This window comes from Streptomyces sp. NPDC059895 (assembly GCF_042731035.1).
GTDB lineage: Bacteria > Actinomycetota > Actinomycetes > Streptomycetales > Streptomycetaceae > Streptomyces.
Genome location: NZ_JBHWKO010000085.1, coordinates 1 through 15,724, shown reverse-complemented (window position 1 = coordinate 15,724; position 15,724 = coordinate 1). Strand labels below are relative to the sequence as shown.

The 15,724-nt window shown below is 69.9% G+C and carries 15 protein-coding genes and 4 pseudogenes; 8 read left to right on the top strand and 11 right to left on the bottom strand.

The features are described 5' to 3' along the window. Window positions 1-110 precede the first annotated feature (110 nt). Window positions 111-437, bottom strand: coding sequence for a hypothetical protein (locus ACFV9M_RS40585; protein ID WP_385078590.1), 327 nt, complete (start codon window positions 435-437; stop codon window positions 111-113). A gap of 81 nt (window positions 438-518) precedes the next feature. Then, window positions 519-626, bottom strand: a pseudogene (locus ACFV9M_RS40580) (transcriptional regulator); the annotation flags it as partial. A gap of 1 nt (window position 627) precedes the next feature. Between ACFV9M_RS40580 and ACFV9M_RS40575 the strand changes: the two are divergent. Next, window positions 628-1,084 (top strand): annotated as a pseudogene (locus ACFV9M_RS40575) (steroid 3-ketoacyl-CoA thiolase); the annotation flags it as partial. Window positions 1,085-1,157: 73 nt separating this feature from the next. On the opposite strand, the gene ACFV9M_RS40570 reads toward ACFV9M_RS40575, so the two are convergent. Further along, window positions 1,158-1,964 (bottom strand): TVP38/TMEM64 family protein, encoded by an 807-nt coding sequence (locus tag ACFV9M_RS40570; protein WP_385078587.1) that lies wholly within the window; start codon window positions 1,962-1,964, stop codon window positions 1,158-1,160. Between the two features lie 37 nt (window positions 1,965-2,001). On the opposite strand from ACFV9M_RS40570, the gene ACFV9M_RS40565 reads away from it, so the two are divergent. The 3 genes from ACFV9M_RS40565 to ACFV9M_RS40555 all read left to right on the top strand — a co-directional run bounded on the left by ACFV9M_RS40565 (window position 2,002) and on the right by ACFV9M_RS40555 (window position 4,687). Beyond that, on the top strand, window positions 2,002-2,304 hold the full coding sequence (locus ACFV9M_RS40565; RefSeq protein ID WP_385078598.1) for a hypothetical protein: 303 nt from the start codon (window positions 2,002-2,004) through the stop codon (window positions 2,302-2,304). A 134-nt stretch (window positions 2,305-2,438) separates the two neighbouring features. Continuing rightward, the gene (tuf, locus tag ACFV9M_RS40560; RefSeq protein WP_385078584.1) at window positions 2,439-3,608 is read left to right on the top strand and encodes an elongation factor Tu; all 1,170 of its coding nucleotides are present in this window, start codon (window positions 2,439-2,441) and stop codon (window positions 3,606-3,608) included. A 233-nt stretch (window positions 3,609-3,841) separates the two neighbouring features. Next, the gene (locus tag ACFV9M_RS40555) at window positions 3,842-4,687 is read left to right on the top strand and encodes a spermidine synthase (protein WP_385078581.1); all 846 of its coding nucleotides are present in this window, start codon (window positions 3,842-3,844) and stop codon (window positions 4,685-4,687) included. Between the two features lie 121 nt (window positions 4,688-4,808). Here the strand turns inward: ACFV9M_RS40555 and ACFV9M_RS40550 are convergent. Further along, window positions 4,809-5,162: pseudogene (locus ACFV9M_RS40550) on the bottom strand (MFS transporter); the annotation flags it as partial. 33 nt (window positions 5,163-5,195) lie between these two features. Here ACFV9M_RS40550 and ACFV9M_RS40545 point away from each other — a divergent pair. Beyond that, the gene (locus ACFV9M_RS40545) at window positions 5,196-6,830 is read left to right on the top strand and encodes a recombinase family protein (RefSeq protein ID WP_385078578.1); all 1,635 of its coding nucleotides are present in this window, start codon (window positions 5,196-5,198) and stop codon (window positions 6,828-6,830) included. Between the two features lie 195 nt (window positions 6,831-7,025). Here ACFV9M_RS40545 and ACFV9M_RS40540 read toward each other — a convergent pair whose 3' ends face one another. The 4 genes from ACFV9M_RS40540 to ACFV9M_RS40525 all read right to left on the bottom strand — a co-directional run bounded on the left by ACFV9M_RS40540 (window position 7,026) and on the right by ACFV9M_RS40525 (window position 10,516). Then, window positions 7,026-8,375, bottom strand: a complete 1,350-nt coding sequence (locus tag ACFV9M_RS40540) for a replication initiator (RefSeq protein WP_385078595.1) — start codon at window positions 8,373-8,375, stop codon at window positions 7,026-7,028. A 295-nt stretch (window positions 8,376-8,670) separates the two neighbouring features. Further along, window positions 8,671-8,868, bottom strand: a complete 198-nt coding sequence (locus ACFV9M_RS40535) for a hypothetical protein (protein ID WP_385078575.1) — start codon at window positions 8,866-8,868, stop codon at window positions 8,671-8,673. After that, window positions 8,865-10,166 carry an FtsK/SpoIIIE domain-containing protein gene (locus ACFV9M_RS40530; protein WP_385078592.1) on the bottom strand — a complete coding sequence of 434 codons (1,302 nt, stop codon included), beginning with the start codon at window positions 10,164-10,166 and terminating at the stop codon, window positions 8,865-8,867. Before ACFV9M_RS40530 ends, ACFV9M_RS40535 begins: the two co-directional genes overlap by 4 nt. Beyond that, window positions 10,166-10,516, bottom strand: coding sequence for a hypothetical protein (locus ACFV9M_RS40525; RefSeq protein WP_385078572.1), 351 nt, complete (start codon window positions 10,514-10,516; stop codon window positions 10,166-10,168). The genes ACFV9M_RS40530 and ACFV9M_RS40525 overlap by 1 nt, the downstream gene beginning before the upstream one ends. A gap of 167 nt (window positions 10,517-10,683) precedes the next feature. Here ACFV9M_RS40525 and ACFV9M_RS40520 point away from each other — a divergent pair, with 167 nt between their 5' ends. Then, window positions 10,684-11,463, top strand: coding sequence for a GntR family transcriptional regulator (locus tag ACFV9M_RS40520; RefSeq protein ID WP_385078569.1), 780 nt, complete (start codon window positions 10,684-10,686; stop codon window positions 11,461-11,463). A 410-nt stretch (window positions 11,464-11,873) separates the two neighbouring features. On the opposite strand, the gene ACFV9M_RS40515 is transcribed toward ACFV9M_RS40520, so the two are convergent. Beyond that, a complete protein-coding gene (locus tag ACFV9M_RS40515) occupies window positions 11,874-12,173 on the bottom strand; it encodes a hypothetical protein (protein ID WP_385078566.1) in 300 nt (99 codons plus the stop codon). A 319-nt stretch (window positions 12,174-12,492) separates the two neighbouring features. Continuing rightward, complete coding sequence (locus tag ACFV9M_RS40510) at window positions 12,493-13,059, bottom strand: ATP-binding protein (RefSeq protein ID WP_385078563.1); 567 nt, start codon at window positions 13,057-13,059, stop codon at window positions 12,493-12,495. Window positions 13,060-13,252: 193 nt separating this feature from the next. On the opposite strand from ACFV9M_RS40510, the gene ACFV9M_RS40505 reads away from it, so the two are divergent. After that, window positions 13,253-14,605, top strand: a complete 1,353-nt coding sequence (locus ACFV9M_RS40505; RefSeq protein WP_385078560.1) for a tetratricopeptide repeat protein — start codon at window positions 13,253-13,255, stop codon at window positions 14,603-14,605. A gap of 63 nt (window positions 14,606-14,668) precedes the next feature. Here ACFV9M_RS40505 and ACFV9M_RS40500 read toward each other — a convergent pair whose 3' ends face one another. Then, entirely contained in the window at window positions 14,669-15,172 is a 504-nt protein-coding gene (locus ACFV9M_RS40500) for a hypothetical protein (RefSeq protein WP_385078557.1), read from the bottom strand. A 252-nt stretch (window positions 15,173-15,424) separates the two neighbouring features. On the opposite strand from ACFV9M_RS40500, the pseudogene ACFV9M_RS40495 reads away from it, so the two are divergent. Further along, window positions 15,425-15,625: pseudogene (locus tag ACFV9M_RS40495) on the top strand (IS5/IS1182 family transposase); the annotation flags it as partial. Window positions 15,626-15,724: the final 99 nt, after the last annotated feature.

Below are 15,724 nucleotides of genomic sequence, written 5' to 3'. Positions count from 1 at the left end.
CTGGTCACGCTACCGACGGCGCAGCCAGGCCCGAGCCCGCCGATCCCACTACAAACGCCGAGGCCACACCCTCCAGATGCGGTTGCAGTACTAGCTGTTCCTGGCTGTTCCTAGCCGTCCTCCCGGCCGGGCAGGGGTGCGCCCCGGAGGAATGCCCGGTAGGCGTCCGTGGCGTCCTCCTCCACGGTCGGCCCCTCCGGTCCGTACCGTGTGTCGCTGCGGTCGCGTTTCGGGCCGGAGATCCAGAAGTCCTCACCGGTCTCGACGTCGTGGAAGTTCGCGTCGAACAGGCCGAGACCCGTCCCGCGCCGCAGTGTCCGTCCTCGGAAGTACGCCGTCCTCCAAGTCCTGGAAAAGTCCACCCACCCGATCCACGAGGGTCCGCGGTCGATGTCGTAGCCCGTTTTGAGGTGCACGAACATGAGTCTGCGAGGCATGGCCCCAGCTTGGCCGATCGTGCCGCTTCGGCCAACAGGGCGGGCGTACCGGTCCGGTGGTCCGGGAGCGACGGCCGGGGCCTACGCCGCCGCCGGCCCGGACACCGTCCACCCCGTGGCCTGCGGATGGGCCGTCAGATCCTCGTGGCGGAGCTGGTCGCCGCAGGCCGCGCAGGTGACCACCGGGACCGACGGCGTCTCGCGCGACGAGTGCGTCCGCCCCGACAGCACCCCGGAGGCACTGGCCGGCCTCCGGCCCGCCTATCCTCGGGCCGCGCCCGCTCGCCCGCCTGCACAGCTTCGCCGTGACCGGCTCCGACCCGCTGCTGATGCTCACCGGCGTCGTCCCGGCGACCGAGAAGGTGCTGCGCAGGGCGCGCCTGTCCCTCGACGACATCGACCTCTTCGAGGTCAACGAGGCCATCTCCAGCGTCGTCCTGGCCTGGCGGCAGGAGACCGGCGCCGACCTCGCCAAGGTCAACGTGCACGGCGGCGCGATCGCGCTCGGGCATCCGCTCGGCGCGAGCGGGACCCGTCTGACGACGACCCTCGTGCACGCGATGCGCCGACGCGGCGCCCGCTACGCCCTGCAGACGATGTGCGAGGCGGGCGGCCTCGCCAACGCGATGGTCCTCGAAGGCGTCTGAGGACGGACTCGCGACGGGAGTCCGGCCCCGGAGCCCGCCCCACCGGTCCTTCCCGGCGGCGGCCTCCGGGGCGTCACCTACGGCGCAGATGGTGGCGCTTGCGCCACGCCACCACCGTGCCCGCCAGCGCGGGCACGGTGATGCCGGCGAGCGCGATCAGGAATCCCGGCGACGTCGGGGACGAGGCGCTGGCCCCGGCGACTACGTAGGCGGCCGTGTTCGGGACCGAGCCGAGCGCGGTCGCGACCAGGAACGGCAGCCAGCCCATGCGGGACACGGCGGCGCAGTAGTTCGCGGCCGAGAACGGCACCCCCGGGAACAGCCGGGCCGCCAGCATCGAACGCAGCCCGTGCCGGCTCAACTGGCCGTCCGCGGCCCGCAGCAGCCGCCCCCGCAGCAGCGGCCGCAGGGCGTCCTGCCCGAGCATCCGGCCGAGCCCGAAGGCGATCCCGGCGCCCAGCACGGTGCCGCCCAGCGCCGCGCCGAGCCCGAGCTGCCAGCCGAACAGCGCGCCCGCGGCCAGGTTCAGCAGCGGCCGCGGCACGAACGCCACCGTGCACAGCCCGTACGCGACCGCGAACACGAGCGCCGCCGTGACGCCGCCCCACTGGTCCGGCCAGCCGTCCGCGAGCAGCTTCTGCGGTTCGAAGAGCAGCACGCTCGACGCGGCCGCCGCGAGCAGCGCGACCAGCAGGGAGAAACGGGACCACGGCGACCGCAGCACTCTCGCGCAGCGCGCGGCGACACCGACGGGCCCGGGCACGGGCGCCGGCGGGAGCGGGGCGGGCACGGGAGCGGGAGCGGGAACGAGGAGCTCCGTGGCGGCGGCCCGGGGAGAGGCGGTGGCGGTGCCCCCAGAGCGGGTGGTGGCATCGAGCATCCGGCGACACTAACCGACGGATGCGTGTGATCGCCGTATGGAGCGTCTCATCACCGTCACGGCAACGGGAACGGCAGCGGCAACGGGAACGGGAACGGGAACGGGAACGGCAACGGGAACGGGAACGGACGGAGCCGCGGAGGGACTGTCGGCCGGTTCCCGCGCCGACGCCGTCCGGAAGCGCCGACCCGGGGAAAACCATTCGACACCGGTCGAACCGTCGGCGAGGATCGACCCCATGTTCCGGTACGCCTTCGTCCTCGCAGCATCCGCAGTCGCGGATGCCCCGAAGGCTGCCGTCCCCGTTCTCACGGCCGCTGTCGACGGCGCCCGAAGCTGACCCTCTCCGGAAAGTCCGGCGGACCCCGCAGGGGGAGGGTCGGAGAGTTCCCAGGGGTCCCCGTCCCGGCCGGCGTACTTGCCGCCGCCGGGGCCGTCACGCAGCACCCTTCCTGAGAGCTTCGAGGTACCGCCATGCCCAAGACGGCATACGTGCGCACCAAACCGCACCTGAACATCGGCACCATGGGACACGTCGACCACGGCAAGACCACGCTGACCGCCGCCATCACCAAGGTCCTCGCCGAGCGCGGCGCCGGAACCTTCGTGCCGTTCGAGCGCATCGACCGCGCCCCCGAGGAGGCGGCGCGCGGCATCACGATCAACATCGCGCACGTCGAGTACGAGACCGACACCCGGCACTACGCGCACGTCGACATGCCGGGCCACGCCGACTACGTCAAGAACATGGTCACCGGCGCCGCGCAGCTCGACGGGGCGATCCTCGTCGTCTCCGCGCTCGACGGGATCATGCCGCAGACCGCCGAACACGTCCTGCTCGCCCGGCAGGTGGGCGTCGACCACATCGTCGTCGCCCTCAACAAGGCCGACGCGGGGGACGAGGAGCTGTCCGACCTCGTGGAGCTGGAGGTCCGCGAGCTGCTCTCCGCGCACGGCTACGGCGGTGACTCCGCGCCCGTCGTCCGGGTCTCGGGGCTGAAGGCCCTGGAGGGAGACCCGCGGTGGACGGCGTCCATCGACGCGCTGCTCGACGCGGTCGACACGTACGTGCCGATGCCCGAGCGGTACGTGGACGCGCCGTTCCTGCTGCCCGTGGAGAACGTGCTCACCATCACCGGCCGGGGGACCGTCGTCACCGGCGCGGTCGAGCGGGGCACGGTACGCGTCGGCGACCGGGTCGAGGTGCTCGGCGCCGGCCTGGACACCGTGGTGACCGGCGTGGAGACCTTCGGCAAGCCGATGGAGGAGGCCCAGGCCGGGGACAACGTCGCCCTGCTGCTGCGGGGCGTGCCGCGGGACGCCGTCCGGCGGGGGCACGTGGTCGCGGCGCCGGGGAGCGTGGTGCCCCGGCGGCGGTTCACCGCGCAGGTGTACGTGCTGTCGGCGGGGGAGGGCGGCCGTTCGACGCCGGTCGCCTCCGGGTACCGGCCGCAGTTCTACATCCGCACGGCGGACGTGGTCGGTGACATCGACCTCGGCGAGGCGGCGGTGGCACGGCCCGGGGAGACGGTCACCATGACCGTCGAGCTGGGACGCGAGGTCCCGCTGGAGGCGGGACTGGGTTTCGCCATCCGTGAGGGCGGGCGGACCGTGGGCGCCGGGACCGTGACCGCCGTCGTGTGAGGAGGGGAAGAGGGGAAGGGGGAAGGGGGAAGGATTCGTAGGGCCGGGGGCCCGACGGGCTCGGGGGCCGACAGGCTCGGGGGCCCGACGGGCTCAGGGGCGCGGACCGGCCGGGAAGCCGGTCCGCGGTCCCCCGGCGCCGGTCCACGGTCCCCAGGTTCCCCCGGTTCCCCCCCGGTTCCTCCGGTTCCCCCGGTCCCCTCGGGGGGACCCGGCGCGGGCACAATGACAGGGTGAGCGAAGCCATACCCGTCACCCGAGCCGTCGACCACGGCACCGCCAAGCTGATGCCGGACGTCGACCGGGCGCGGGCATGGCTGCTGACGGTCGACGGGGCGCCGCAGTCGTACGTCGACCTGGACGAGCCGACGCACCTGGAGTTCGAGTACGCGCGGCGGCTCGGGCACGTCCTGGACACCGTCGCCGAGCCGGGGCGGCCCCTGGACGTGCTGCACCTCGGCGGCGGGGCGCTCACCCTGCCCCGGTACGTCGCCGCGACCCGGCCGGGCTCCCGGCAGGACGTCGTCGAGGCCGACCGCGGCCTGCTGGAACTGGTGGCCGACCACCTGCCCGTCCCCGCCGGCAGCGGCATCACCCTGCACGCGGCCGACGCCCGGACCTGGCTGGAGGCGGCTCCGGCCGGTTCCGCCGACGTGCTCGTCGCCGACGTCTTCGGCGGCTCCCGCGTCCCCGCCCACCTGACGTCCCTCGCCTACGCCCGCGAGGCCGGCCGCGTCCTGCGCGCCGACGGCGTCTACCTGGCGAACCTCGCCGACGCGGCGCCGTTCGCCTTCCTGCGCCCCCAACTCGCCACCTTCGCCGCCGTCTTCGGGGAACTCGCCCTCATCGCCGAGCCGGCGGTGCTGCGCGGCCGCCGTTTCGGCAACGCGGTCCTCGTCGCCGCCCACCACCCCCTCGACGTCACCGCCCTGGCCCGCCTCACCGCCTCCGACGTCTTCCCGGCCCGCGTCGAACACGGGCCCGGCCTGCGGGGTTTCGTCGGCGACGCCGTACCGGTGCGGGACGAGGAAGCGGTACCGTCGCCGGAGCCGCCCGGCGGGGCGTTCGGCATCGGCTGACCACCGGCCACCGGCGTGGTCCACACGTCCCGGGCGACCGGCACGAACGGTGGTCCGCCGCCCCCGTAGGCAGAGGGTCCGACGCCCGATTCCCGATGCCCGACGCCCGGCGCCCGAGGCCTCAGCTGCTGCCGGGCCCCGCCTCCGCCGCCGCCCGGGCCATCCCCTCGTACTCCCCGTGCGGGTCCTCGTCCGCCCGGTACGGGTCGCCCTTCTCCGCCGTGTCGCCACCGCCCGGCTCGCCCCGGCTCACATGCCGGGTGCGGCGGGTCAGGCGGCGTACCTCGGGCACGCACAGCACCGCCGCCGTGACGACGACGACCAGCGTGGCGCAGCTCCACAGGGCGGCCGTGCGGCCGAAGGCGGACTCCGCGGGACCCGCCAGAGCCGTGGCGAGGGGGACCAGCGCCACCGACCCGAACCAGTCGTAGGCCGAGATCCGGGAGAGCTTGTCCTCGGGGATCTCCTGGTGCAGCGTACAGCACCCCTGCGAACATAACCTCTTGGTATGGCTGACGACTTGGTACAGCGAGCGCACTGGGGAAACCTCGAAGGGCAGAACTGGGCCGGTCTGGCCCGTCTGTCCACCGAGGAGGCAGAGGGCGAACTCTCTTCTGACGACAGCTTAGAAGGGCGGTCCCGCCCCCGGTTCATGACTGGCAAGGACATCAAGAGCACCGAGGAGCAGGAGAGGGACGGCCGACAGTTCGTCGAGAGTCGTGGCGGACGGTACGTGTACACGTACATGGAGCCGGATACTTCGGCGTGGAAGCGCCGGCGCGTGCGTCTTCCTGACGGCACCATCGGCTACCGCGTCGTACGGCCCGTGTACGAGGGCGCGTTGGAGGACCTGAAGCAGGCGAAGGCCCCGAACGGCGAGCGCATCGACGGACTGATCGTCTACGACATCGACCGTCTGACCCGAGACCCACGGCACCTTGAAGACGCGATCGAGACCGTGGAGCACTACCACCGGCCGATCATCGACATCACGGGCACGCTGGACCTGCTGACCGACAACGGGCGCGCCATGGCCCGCGTAGTAGTCGCCATGGCCAACAAGCAGTCCGCCGACACGGCCCGCCGGGTGCGGCGCAACCACAAGGCGAGGCGAGACCGGGGCATCCCCGTGGGCGGCACCCGCCCGTTCGGTTGGCAGGAGGACAAGCGCACCCTGAACCCGGTAGAGGCCCAGCACATCCGGGAGGCGGTGAAGCGCATCATCCTGGGCGTTGAGTGGCACGCGATCGTTGCCGACTGGAACCGCAAGGGGATCACCACGTCCAAGGGCAACCCATGGACGTGGATCGGCCTCAGGGACATGATGCGGAATCCGCGACTGTGTGGCTACCGATCACACGTCGTGATCGAATTCGACCCGGAGTCGGGCCGAGAGATCAGGCATCTGAGGATCGCGCATGATGATCAGGGCGAGCCGGTCCAAGGACAGTGGACAGCGATCTTGGATGTGGCCGAGTGGGAGGCTGTCCAAGAGATCATCGGCGACGGGCCGATGCGCGGGGGTGGCCGCAACACACGCGTCTACCTGGCCACCGGCACGCTCCGCTGCGGTAAGGAGGATTGCGGATCTTCGCTGCGCGCGATGAAGGCCGCACCGAGCCGGGGCAAGCCGGAAGGCTACTTCTATTACGTCTGCCCGGCGAGGACCACGGGCAAGGGGTGCGGCGGGGTCAAGCTTCCCGGGCCGGAGACAGACGAGTTGATCAGCAAACTGGTGATCGCGAAGTACGAGGAAGAGGCCAGTCAACGGCAGGCCGTCCAAGCGCCACAGGAGTGGTCGAGGGAAGCCGAGCTGGCCCTGGTCCGTGAGGATCTCTCCGATCTCAAGAGGGCCCGCCGAGAGCGGAAGATCAGTGCTGAGCGGTACTACTCCGATCTCGCCGAGTACGAGGCCGAAGAGCAGCGGTTGAAGCGGGAACGGAACGCGTGGCAGCGAAAGACCCTCGCGGACCAGGGCGAGCCCGTGGATATGGCCAAGGAGTGGCACAGGGACGGAATCACGCTGGCTGAGCGTCGGTCGTACGTCGCACGGACACTGACGGCTCTAGTCGCGCTCCCCGTAGGGAGTGGACGCCGAGTGCCATTGCGTGACCGGCTGATTCCGGTCTGGGCCGAGGAGTAGGAGCCCGGAGCAAGGGAGCCCCGTCACCGCGTAGGCCGATGGTGGCGGGCTCCGTCGCGTATGGAGACTTCCAGGCCGAGGGCAGCGTTCATCCGGCGCCACTGGGCATCGGACCAACGGGGAGCTTTGCGTGCGTGTGACCGTGCCCATGTCATGTCTTGATCTTCGTGGTCATTATGTGGACCCCGCATCCAACTACCCCCTCTCAGCCGTCAGAGATCGAGCGATCTCGCGGTTCGTGGCGATGTCTTCGGCGACGCCGGCTGCGATGAGGGCGGCGCCGGGGGTGTGGCCGGAGCCGGTGTAGCGCCAGTGGCGTTCCGTGATCAGGCCGAGGGTGTCGTCGTGGCCCATGTGGTGGGCGCGTTCGGCGCGGAGCGCTGCGTAGGTGGTGGAGTAGGCGCGGGATTTGGTGAGGATATGGCCGCGGTAGCCGAGCGTGTGGGTCCAGGCCCGGAGGCGCAGGGATTCGTATTCGGGGAGGCCGCCGAGGCGCCAGCAGGCGCGCATGAGGGTGCGGACGTGTGTGGTCACGGGTGATGTGGCGATGTGGTCCCAGGTGGTGAGCGGGTGGTCGAGGCCGGCGCCGGTTTCGCTGGCTCCCTTGGTGACGTACTTGGCGACGTACGCGGCCACGGCGTCGTCATCGGGACCGTCGCCGTCGGCGCGCAGTGGCCGAGCATCGATCTGTTCACCCCAGCGAAGGACCAGCTCACCCACGGCAGGGCAGTGGGGGGTGTGGACGCGGACGCGTCGAGCGGACGTGCGTACGGCGTGGGTGAGGAGGTCAGTGGTGGCCCAGGCCGGCGGTTGGTCATCGGGTCCGGCCGGTCCGTCGAGGCGGACGACGGCATGGACGTGGACGGCCGCTCGTTTCTGGTACTCGGCGACGCGGGCGAAGGAGAGCCGTGCGTGTTCGGCGAAGTGTGATTGTACGAGGCCGGCCGCGGAGGCGAGGCGCCGTCGTACGTCGATGACGAAGCGGTCCCACAGCTTGGAGGCGTGTGCGTGCCAGAGGACGTGGCCGGTGTAGTCGTAGCAGTCGGGGCAGATCGGTTGGCCGACGAGCGGGGCGTCCGGCGCGTGGAGCGTGCCGCAGCCGAGGGGGCGCCCGTGTTCGCAGGTGCCGCCGTCGCGGCGGGGTCGGCAGGCTTCCCCGGCCCGGTGGACCGGTCCGAAGGACGGTGCGGTCAGGGTGACGAAGAGCCGGGGCCGGTTGCGGACCGTCGCGGGGACGTTCTTGCCGCCGAGGAGGCCCGCCCGGACGAGGTGGAAGGTGTCTCCGGCATGAAGGCGGGAGCAGGCCGGACAGATGGTCGCCCGCCGGTTACGGCAGCGGACGAGGAGGCGTTCGCCGGGTTCGTCGCGGGTGTCGTAGTGGTGGAGGATCTCGCCGGTCGTGCCGTCCAGGGTGGTGGTGGAGCCGGTGAGGTGGACGGGGTGGGAGCATCCGCCGGTTGCGGTGATCTGTTCCAGCCAGCGGGAGAACTGGGGGTCTTGGGCGATGCGGATGGCGTCGCGGTCTGTTTCGGGGAGCTGGCGCAGGCGCGCCGCGCGGTCGAGGGCGGCGCGCCGGTCAGCCGGGGTGTGCTCCGGGGTGATGGTGGTGGCCTTCCGGGGTGGGCCGCCGCAGCGGCAGGGGTGTGGGTTGGTGGCGCGGGGTGGGGCATGGGGATCACTCCCTTGGGTGGTTGGTGGGGTGGGGGTTCAGCGGATGGTGCCGGTGCCGCGGCAGACGCGGCAGCGCCGGATGCGTCCGGTCCAGGTCTTGCGGGCGCCGTCGCCCTTGCAGTGGGGGCACCTCACGCGAGGCATGGGCATAACCGGGTGTCCTTTCTGCTCAGGTGTGGGAGAAGCCGCTGATGGCCCAGGTCACGAGGCCGTGGATGGTGAAGAGCACGGGGGTCTGGCCGAGGTAGAGGCCGAAGAGGCCGACGCAGACCGCTTCCCAGGCGCGGACGTCGCGGGAGCGGACGAGGAGGACGGTGATGATCCCGAAGACCACCGCGAACGTGAACGCCGTACCTTCGCTGATCACTTGGACTCTCCTTCCAGCGCCGCGAGTGCGCGGCCGACGAGGGGCAGTTCCGGGGTCATCGCGCTGTACTTGCGGGCCGTGGCCACGGCCTCATCGGTGGGGGTGAGGTGGGAGCGGGCGCGGCTCCAGCCGCCGTCCGGGCCGGTGCAGACGGCCACCCCGCGTTCCTCTGCTGTGATGGCTTGGGCGACGGCCACGGCGTCCTTGTTGAGGTCGCCGAGAGTCATTTCGGCGGTGCCGGGGTCGTTGACCCGGTGGCAGATGCGGCCGCCGAGCTGCGCGCGCAGGGCGGTGACGCCGGGGCCGAGGTCGGAGCCGACGCGTTGGCCGGCCACGACCAGGTGGATGCCGAGGGCGGCTCCGAGCTGCGCCAGCCGCAGCAGGAGCGTGGAGCACTGTTCGGCTTCCGCCTTGCTCTCGCGGGTGCCGTCGGACAGATACAGTTCCGCGATCTCGTCGACCAGGACCACGACCGGCACCGGCCGGAGCTTGTCCGGGAGCTCCCAGACGGAGCGGACCCCGGCCGACCGGCACGCGCTCATCCGTTCCTGCATGTCGACGACCAGGGCGGACAGCACCGCGACCGCTTCACGGCGGCAGGTCGCCAGGGCGCTGAGCCGTCCGGTGAACAGGCCGAGTTCCATGCCGCCCTTGCAGTCGATGCCGACCAGGGCGACGCGCTGTGTGGCGAGTTGGGTGATGAGCCGGGCCAGCAGGGTGGACTTGCCCGACCGGGTGGCTCCGGTGATCAGCCAGTGCGGCACCAGGCGCAGGTTCATCACCCACGCCCCGCCCGTCTCCAGTGCGCCGATGAGCGCGGAGAGGAGTTCGGCCGGCGCCGTGGCTAAGCCCGGCCGCTCCAGCGGGTCACGGGCCATCGCGGTCAGCAGCACGAGGCCGCGTTCGGGCGAGGTGACCCGCACCGCGTGCACCTTCCACGCGTGCACGAACGCGTCCGCCGCCTTCAGATAGGTCGCCGGGGTCTGCCCCGCGTGCAGCCGCACCACCACACTCAGCCCCATGGGCATGGCCCGCGGGAACGAGCAGCGCGGCGCCACCGGCCGCACCGGATCACCCTTCACCAGCAGGTGACCCACGAGCGTCCGGGCCGGGAGCCGGGACACGGCGAGGTCGTTGAGGACGGCGACCCGCCGCCAGGTGGACACCACCCGCCACGCGGTCACCGGGTAGCCGACGACGTACCAGTGCCACACCGGACGGTGCCGGCGCACCAGGTCACCGACCACCAGCATCCACGCCAGCACGGCCAGCGCGAAGGCGAGCACGACCGGCCCCATCACGCCCCACCGCCCTTGCCCTGCACGGTCGGGGTGCCGTGCACGGGCGTGATGGCGTCGGCACGGAAGCTGACGCCGTGCCGGTCACCCATCGACCACATGAACGCCACCAGGCCGGTGACCTTGACGATCTGCCCTTCCTCGATGCCCCTGGGTTCACCGCTGACGGCGATCTCGATGACGGAGATCCGCCGCCGGTCCTGCCGCACGGTGACGGCCACGGTGTAGACGGGGTTGCCGTCCCGGTCCTTCTTCACCTCCTGCGTCTCGGAGTTGCTGATCTTCACTTCGGGCGCGATGGCGCACCGCAGTACGCCCAGCCGCGCCGTGTCCACGGGAATGGACTGCATTTCTTCGGCCTCCCTGGCCAGTCACGACGCCAGACAGATACTGACGTCACTTGTCCTTACGAGTAATGAGTGTGGAGTCCTGTACGGCGAGTGCGCAACTACTTATGCTGACGAGTGATGTCGCGCGTGCGACGTGCCTACGACCCCGACCCGCCGGAGATGCCCAGATGTCGGAGATCCAGCGCCCCGGAGCCCTCTACCAGCAGGTGGCCGCCGCCATCCGCGAAGCGATCCTGTCGGGCGAGTTCGCCCCCGACTCCCTGTTGCCGTCCGAAGCCCAGCTCATGGCCCGCTACACCGTCTCCCGCCCCACCGTCCGCAACGCCATCGCAGCACTGCGCGCGGAAGGGCTCATCGACGTCCGCCACGGCAAGGGCAGCTTCGTGCGCTCCGACGGTCACCCGTCTCTGACGATCGAGCGCCGGATCAGCCGCACCGCCGACGGCACGTTCGTCATGCCCAACGGCGACGTCTGGCAGGAGACCGAGGAGCCCAGCAGCTACCGCACCCACACCACCAAGGCCACCGGCCGGCTGCTCCAGCTCGGAGAGGAAGAAGCCCTGTTCGGCTGTGACCGGCTGCTCTTCGACCCGGGCACGGGCACGCGCGCGATGCACCGCACTTCGATCCCCTTCGCCGTGGCAGACGGTATCCCGCTGCTTGCTGAGGAGCCGTGCAAGCGCCCGGCAGAGTTCTACCGGCTGCTGACCGAGGACGGCCACAAGCTCACCTGGTCGGAGACCATCCGCGCCCGCATGCCGCTGCCCGACGAGCGCACCACGCTCCAGCTCCCCGACGCGACCCCGATCCTGCACCTGTCCCGCGTCACCCACGACACCGACGACCGGCCCCTCATCCTCGAAGAACTCCGTATCGGAGCCGACCGCGCCGAACTCGCCTACCGGATCACGGCCGACAAACAGCCCGCGCGACGCACCCGGGCATGACCGGCGAGCCGCATCGGTCGAAACAGTCTTCACTTCCTCAAGGGCGCGCCTGCGGCGCGCCGGGACGCCCGGCCGCCCCGGCCGGGCGTGCGGCGTGGCCGCCGGTCCCGGCCGGTCGCCGGACGCCCCCACCCGCAGCACGCCCGGGGAGTCGAAGCGGCGACCGGCCGCCGAGGGCCGGAGCCCACGGGGCCGGGGGTCGCCGGCCGGAGAGACTTTAGGCAGCCACCATGGGGCGAGCCTCGAAGAACAGGGGGCCAATCGGGCACAACACCGGGCAGGTCCACCACCTGCCCGATTCGCCGGGCCAGCGTAAGGCCCCCTGTTCACTCGCCCCATGGCAGCTCCCGCCCAAAGTCTCTCCGGCCGACGACGTGCCCACGTGCACCGCCCACCAGCGGAAACACCCCTCACCGCGGGCCCCCGTCACCATCGGCGAGCCTCTCCAGAAGCCCCGCGAGCCGGACGGACGCACCGGGCAGGCCCACCAGGCGCACCACCCCGCGCCCGTCGTCGTTCGTCGCGGCTACGGCCCGCAACTCGGACGGCTCGAATCCTGCCAGGAGGAGTGCAAGGTTCAGTTGGCCAGCGGCCCTACGCGCCTCACGCCAACCCGCCATGTAGTCGACGCCACGTACCCACAGACCGGATCCCATGCCCGCCACATCATCCAGCCCGTCACTCAGCCAGCCCTCACCGGAGCCGCTCACGTGTCCCACCTCTGCCCTGATCTAGATAACGGGTCGTCAACTCTCTTTGGCCCAGGGCGGACGCGCAGCACGAAGGCCCCGGTACCATCAGGCACCGGGGATCTTCGCGTTCCCCAGCCGGGCCACCCTTCGCTTTCCAGGGCAGATGGGGTGGCCCGGCCTCGGTCTTTGGTTGGGAAGCGTGGCCCCTGGGCGCTGAGTGGGGATCTCAGCGAACCGTCCCAGGAGCCACGCCCCGTTCGCCGGACGAGCTAGCGTCCGGCACCCGGCTGCCGCGCACTCGTGAGAGAGCGAGGCGCGCAGCGACAGCCGGAGATCATCAGGACGGCAGACTCTGAGTCCCTCCGTCGAGGTCGAGACGGCACCACACGGTCTTGCCGCCCCGGTCTTCCGGCGTCCACCACACCGCCGCCGCCAAGCGCTGAATGATGAGCAGTCCCCGACCGCTGTCGGGTAGGACCGCTTCCGACAGCTCTTCCATCAGGCCCGGCCAGAACGAGTCACCCAGCGGCAGCAGCGGCGGCGACGAGTCCTCATCTGCCACCCCGATGAACAGCCACTTCGGCCACACCTTGAAGTGCACGTCAACACGACGGGAGCCACCAGGACGAGTCAGGGAGCGTTCCGGCACCACGTGGCTCACGACGTTCCCGACCAGCTCGGAAACGATCAGACGCGCGTCGTCCACCACCTCACTGATGCCTACGCCCCGGAGGAACTCGGCCGTCTGGTCACGCGCGACGCGTGCCGCGTTGCCGCAGTCGGCGAAGAGAGTCAGCGTCAGGTAGTGCCCGCCGGACGAGGGATCCGGCACGGTGAACCAGTGTGCGTACGCTTCCAGTTCAGTGGCCAAGCGCACATGTGATCGCGCTCTTCTCTCGTCCATGAACGGGTCCCGTCAGGTCACGTCTACCGAGGCTCTCCCGGCAGGGTGACGAGGGTGCACCCTTCGACCCGCCTGCCGCTCCCCCCTCTTGGGGACCCCCCTCACCGGTACACTCGGGAGTAGGACGTGAGTGCAGATCGAGAGAGAGCCGATCTGACGGAAGGCGTCAGGTCAATCACGATGGGGAAGTGAGATGGCCGAGGCAGCACCGACACCGGCAGCACTGCCGCCGCACGTGCTCGAACGCGCGGACGTGCGGTCAGCAATCGCCAACCACGACTTCGGCGAAGTCTTCAGACTCGCCAAGCTCCACGGGCACATCAGCTACGCCAAGATCTCCGAGGCCGTCGGCTACAAACGCGAACACATCGGCAAGATGGCCCGCCCAGAGACCGACGGCAAGGGCGTCCGCCCACGGATCACCCAGCACTACAAGATCCTCGAAGTCGTAGACGGTCTGCGTATCCCCGGCCACCTTGCAGGACTCGCACCCCGCCCATGGGAGTTGGAACGACCGACCACCACCTCCCGGACCGACGACCCAAGCGCCTTGATCGCGCAGGGCGGAGCCGGCCTGTGGGACATCGCCGAGATGCTCCGACGCACTGAGATGTCCAGCATCAACAGCGCCGCCCTGGAGTCGATCGAACAGGGCATCGACCAACTGGCCCGCGCGTACCCGTACGCCGATGCCGACTACCTCCACGACCGCACCCGCAACGGCCTCCAGTACGTCACCAAGCAGCTCGAAGGCCGGATGACGCTCCGCCAGCACCGAGAGCTACTCGTTGACACCGGTTGGCTCTTCCTGCTGAACGCGTGCGTCCAGTACGACCGAGGCCAGCGCGAGGCCGCCAACCTCAGCAAGGCCGCCGCACTCCGTATCGGTCAGGAAGCAGGCCACGGCGAGATCATGGCGTGGGCGTGGGAGATCGAGGCATGGTTCGCCCTCACCCAGAGTCGTTGGCAAGACATGCTCGAAGCAGTCGAGGTCGGCCACGTCGCCGATCAGACCCATTCCGTCGGCGTGCAGCTCTACGCCCACAAGGCACGAGCCGCCGCCCGTATGGGAGACAGCCGCCTGGTCCGAGACTCCCTCGACGCCGGCCGCGCCCGCCTGGACCGCCTACCGCGCCCGGACCACCCCGAACACCACTTCATCATCGACCCCGACAAGTGGGACTTCTACGAGATGGACGCCTACCGTCTCCTCGGAGACGACGAACGCGCCGCCGCCCACGCCCGCTCAGTCATCCGTATCAGCACAGGCCCTGACGGCACCGAGATCTCCCCCATGCGAGCAGCTGAAGCCCGCCTCACCCTCGGAGTCGCCGCAGCCCGCACGGGCGACATAGAAGAAGCCATCGGCATGGGCACCATCGCACTCGAAGCAGACCGCAAGTCCCTTCCGTCCTTGCTTTTAGTCGCTGACGAGCTGGACAAGGAACTGCGCTCTCGATACCCACGGGAAGCCGCCACACGCGCCTTCCACGAACAGGTCGTGACCATCAAGCGAGGGGCCGCCAGGCCCGAGCTTCCTTTCTGAAGCCAACCGCGCTTGATCTGTGCCCCCGCTTCTACCTGCAAGCGGGGGCACAATTCCCTTAAGTCACTGGACCGGGATCACGTTCACGAGTTTCTTGATCAATTCCATTGCGGCTTCATGTAAAAGCTTTCCTGCCTCTGAAAGGAGATCAGGGCCGACGCCGTTGGCGTTCCAGATGACCCATCGCATAGCGTCATCCTCGAAGACCAAGCGTAGATCCACGGAGGCTGACCACCAACTCCCGCGCGGCCCCATGGGAACTGTCAGGACTTCGTTGAGCGCGCTATCGAATCCACGCAAGTAGTCCGGGCTGTCTGCAGCGGTTGGGCCAATGTGGAACTCAAGGCTGTCGGCTGGCCCCTCGATACGAGTGCGACCCCAGTCGGCCCATGGCATGAAGAAGTGGTCAAAGGTCAGGACATCCCCGGGTGACAGTGTGATGGCCTCATCGACGGCATACACCTTCCGCCGCTCGATGCACCATGGACGCCACGTGCCATCGTTCTGCTTGACCGTGAATTCATGCGAGCTGAAGTTGTAAACCTTCTTGAGCCAGACCGTTGCCATCTCATTCCTTCCCGCTCATGCTTGCTTGCGATGAGAACCAGGCTATGACGGATTTCAGATACTTGCTCGGTCACTTCCGCCGCTTGCTGAGCGGCGGTTCTTTACGTCTCAATGAAGTCTTCTCGGCAACGTGACGGTTGCGGTGTGTGATGATGCCGGACGGCGGGATGGTGACTTGGTGTCAGACATGAGTGAAGCCCCTGGTAGGAACGGGTCTGCGAAGATCACGTTCCGTACAACCAGAGGCTCCACGTGGCGTCCAGTATCACCTACACCGCCGTGCTCGATGTCCGCAGGGCGACCGCCGAGCATCTCGCGAAGCTGCTGCGCGGGCACCGCGAGCAACTCGGGACCCGCAAGGGCACTCGTGCGCTGGGCGTCTTCAAACAGGCGGTGCTCGTGCTGCGCTGGTTCGTCGACGGTACCCGGCTGGTCCAGCTCGCCCGGGACAACTGCAGGGCCTTGCCCCCGGAGAGTGGACACCTGTTCGTGTCGTTATGCGGCAAGTGTCAGGGTAGCTGACTGTTGTTCGTAGGCGATCGGTGCCTGTTG